The organism is Nostocoides jenkinsii Ben 74, assembly GCF_001046875.1.
Taxonomy (GTDB): domain Bacteria; phylum Actinomycetota; class Actinomycetes; order Actinomycetales; family Dermatophilaceae; genus Nostocoides_A; species Nostocoides_A jenkinsii.
Genome location: NZ_HF571038.1, coordinates 3,568,078 through 3,570,511 on the forward strand (window position 1 = coordinate 3,568,078; position 2,434 = coordinate 3,570,511).

The following is a 2,434-nucleotide window of genomic DNA, read 5'->3' on the forward strand; positions in this document are numbered from 1 at the left end:
GGTCAGCCTGCGCAGCTCGACGTCGACGTCTCCGCAGCTGCGCGGGGCCCGGTCCTTACCGGACATGCCGATGGTCGGACGTTGTCGGCACAGGCGGATCGTGTCATACTGGTACAAGAACCTGTACCAGTAGGAGAGATCATGGCTGTCACCGCAAGCGAGGCACGGAAGAACTTGTTTCCTCTCATCGAGCAGGTCAACGAGGACCGCACTCCGATCGAGATCACCTCCCGCCGCGGTGACGCGGTGCTGATGTCTCGCGCGGACTATGACGCGCTCGAGGAGACGGCCCACTTGTTGCGGGTCCCGGCCAATGCCCGACACCTGCTCGAGAGCCTGCAGCAGGCACGGTCCGGGCAGCGGGACGAGCACGACATGGTGCGATGAGGCTGGTCTTCACACCGAACGGGTGGGCGGACTACACGTATTGGCTGGCCGCTGACCGGCAGATGCTGAAACGGATCAACCGACTCATCGATGACGCCCTGCGAGACCCGGTCGCCGGCATCGGGAAACCCGAGCCACTGCGACACATGCTGGCCGGGGCATGGTCGCGCCGGATCACCGAGGAACATCGGCTCGTCTACCTCGTCGACGGCGACGACCTGGTGATCCTCCAAGCCCGCTTCCATTACGTCTGACGAGTCGTCCGCTCCTGCCGCGCTCCGAGCGGTCGTGCACCGGTGATGAGACGTCATGGCGTCGTGTCCGGAGTGCCAAGGACTTACGCCTATGCTTCGCGGGTGCCCACGCTCGTATTGCCGGTCTTGCGAAGCGGAGTCTTCTCCGGTCATACCCAGCCCAGGCTGACGGCAGGGGACATGGAACTCGAGCCGTGGTGTGACCGCGATGCCGAGTTCCTGGCCGAGGTGTATTGCGATCCGGCTATCCAGCGTTGGCACGTGCGCTCGATGGACGTGAAGGGAGCCCGCGAGTGGATCACCGCAAGAGCGTTGCGATGGAAGGGCGAGCACGGCGCCGACTGGGTGGTGAGACGAGAAGGCGCCCCGGTCGGACGGGTCGGTCTACGCACCGTTGACCTGGAAGAAGGGCGGGCCGAGGTCGCGTACTGGACCGCTCCTGAGGCGCGAGGCAACGGGGTTGCGATCCAAGCTTTGACGGCACTGTCCAACTGGGCGCTCGAGACCGTCGGGTTCCACCGTCTCGACCTTCACCACTCCGTGCAGAACGCTGCCTCGTGCCGCGTTGCCGTGAAGTGTGGGTACGAAGTCGAGGGAACGGCCCACAGCTCAGTCCTCCACAGCGACGGCTGGCACGACATGCACCTCCACGCGCGAATCAATCGGGGCACCGGCAGGCGTGGCCATCATCGGAGCGAGTGACCTCCGCCTCCCGAACATCCGGATATGCCGCCGGTGGCGCACCGGCACTTCTGGGTCCTCCTGGCGCATAGGCTCGCACTATGGCGCGTGTGAGGGTGCTCGGGGCAGGTGTCGTTGGATCGGTCTACGCGGCGCTGCTGGCCGACGCCGGTCACGAGGTCACCCTGATCGCACGAGGATCGAGACTCGTCGACCTGCGCCGCCATGGACTGCTCGTGGGCCTCGACGGCCGGATCCTTGCGCCCGACGTGGCCGTGACGAAGTCACCGGAAGTGACAGACTGCGACGTCCTGCTGGTCGCCGTTCGCGGTGACCAGTTGGCTGCGGCCCTGGACGACATCGCAGCCAGCCCGGCTGGGTGGGTCTGGATGTTCACCAACCCCCTCGAGCTGCGCAGTGACGTGGAGGATCGCCTGGGCCGCGACCGGCTGGTCTGGTGCTTCTCCGGTGTGGGCGGCGGCGTGAAGGACGGGCAGGTGACCGCCCACCGGGTGGGGCAGCAGCCCACCGTGGTCGAGGGCGGGGCAGCCGGCTCCAAGTTCGCGTCGCAGCTGCTCGGCGCGATCGACCCCCACCTGCGGACCGAGCCGGACATGCACGCCTGGTTGAACACCCACACGGTGTTCGTGGCCGCCATGGCCGCCCTGGTCCTGGAGCAGCCCTTGGAGACGCGATCACAGCGAGTGCGCGGCGCTGTCCTGCTGGTTCGGGCCATGCGACAGGCCTTCGACTCCCTCGAAGCGCAGGGGGCTCGCATCACACCGCGCAACCTGCGGATGATCTTCGGCCGGGTGCCCCTGCCGATCGCCGCCCTGTACTGGGCTGCGCAGCTGTCACGACCCGTCGTGCAGGTGTCCATGCTCCCCCATGCCACCGCGACCCGAACCACCGAACAGCGGGCCGTGGCCGCTCACGCCCTGGACCTCGCGGGCCACGGCCCCGGCCTCTACCGCCAGCTGCTCGCTCCTTTGGCCGGCACCTGAGCGGGTGCTCGGAACGCACTACTTTGCCGCGGAGAGGTAAGGCGCTCCTGCCGCTGATCGGTCCAGGGGGGAGTCAACCAGGAACCTGAAGCCGGCCTCGCCGAGTCG

At 67.3% G+C, this 2,434-nt stretch carries 4 protein-coding genes; all 4 read left to right on the forward strand.

What is annotated here, in order from left to right:
- Positions 1–141 precede the first annotated feature (141 nt).
- The 4 genes from BN13_RS16990 to BN13_RS17005 all read left to right on the forward strand — a co-directional run bounded on the left by BN13_RS16990 (position 142) and on the right by BN13_RS17005 (position 2,326).
- Entirely contained in the window at positions 142–387 is a 246-nt protein-coding gene (locus tag BN13_RS16990; protein WP_048548370.1) for a type II toxin-antitoxin system Phd/YefM family antitoxin, read from the forward strand.
- On the forward strand, positions 384–641 hold the full coding sequence (locus BN13_RS16995) for a Txe/YoeB family addiction module toxin (RefSeq protein ID WP_048548373.1): 258 nt from the start codon (positions 384–386) through the stop codon (positions 639–641). Before BN13_RS16990 ends, BN13_RS16995 begins: the two co-directional genes overlap by 4 nt.
- Positions 642–743: 102 nt before the next feature.
- Positions 744–1,343, forward strand: coding sequence for a GNAT family N-acetyltransferase (locus BN13_RS17000; RefSeq protein ID WP_084733853.1), 600 nt, complete (start codon positions 744–746; stop codon positions 1,341–1,343).
- Positions 1,344–1,423: 80 nt separating this feature from the next.
- Positions 1,424–2,326 carry a ketopantoate reductase family protein gene (locus BN13_RS17005; protein WP_084733854.1) on the forward strand — a complete coding sequence of 301 codons (903 nt, stop codon included), beginning with the start codon at positions 1,424–1,426 and terminating at the stop codon, positions 2,324–2,326.
- Positions 2,327–2,434 lie beyond the last annotated feature (108 nt).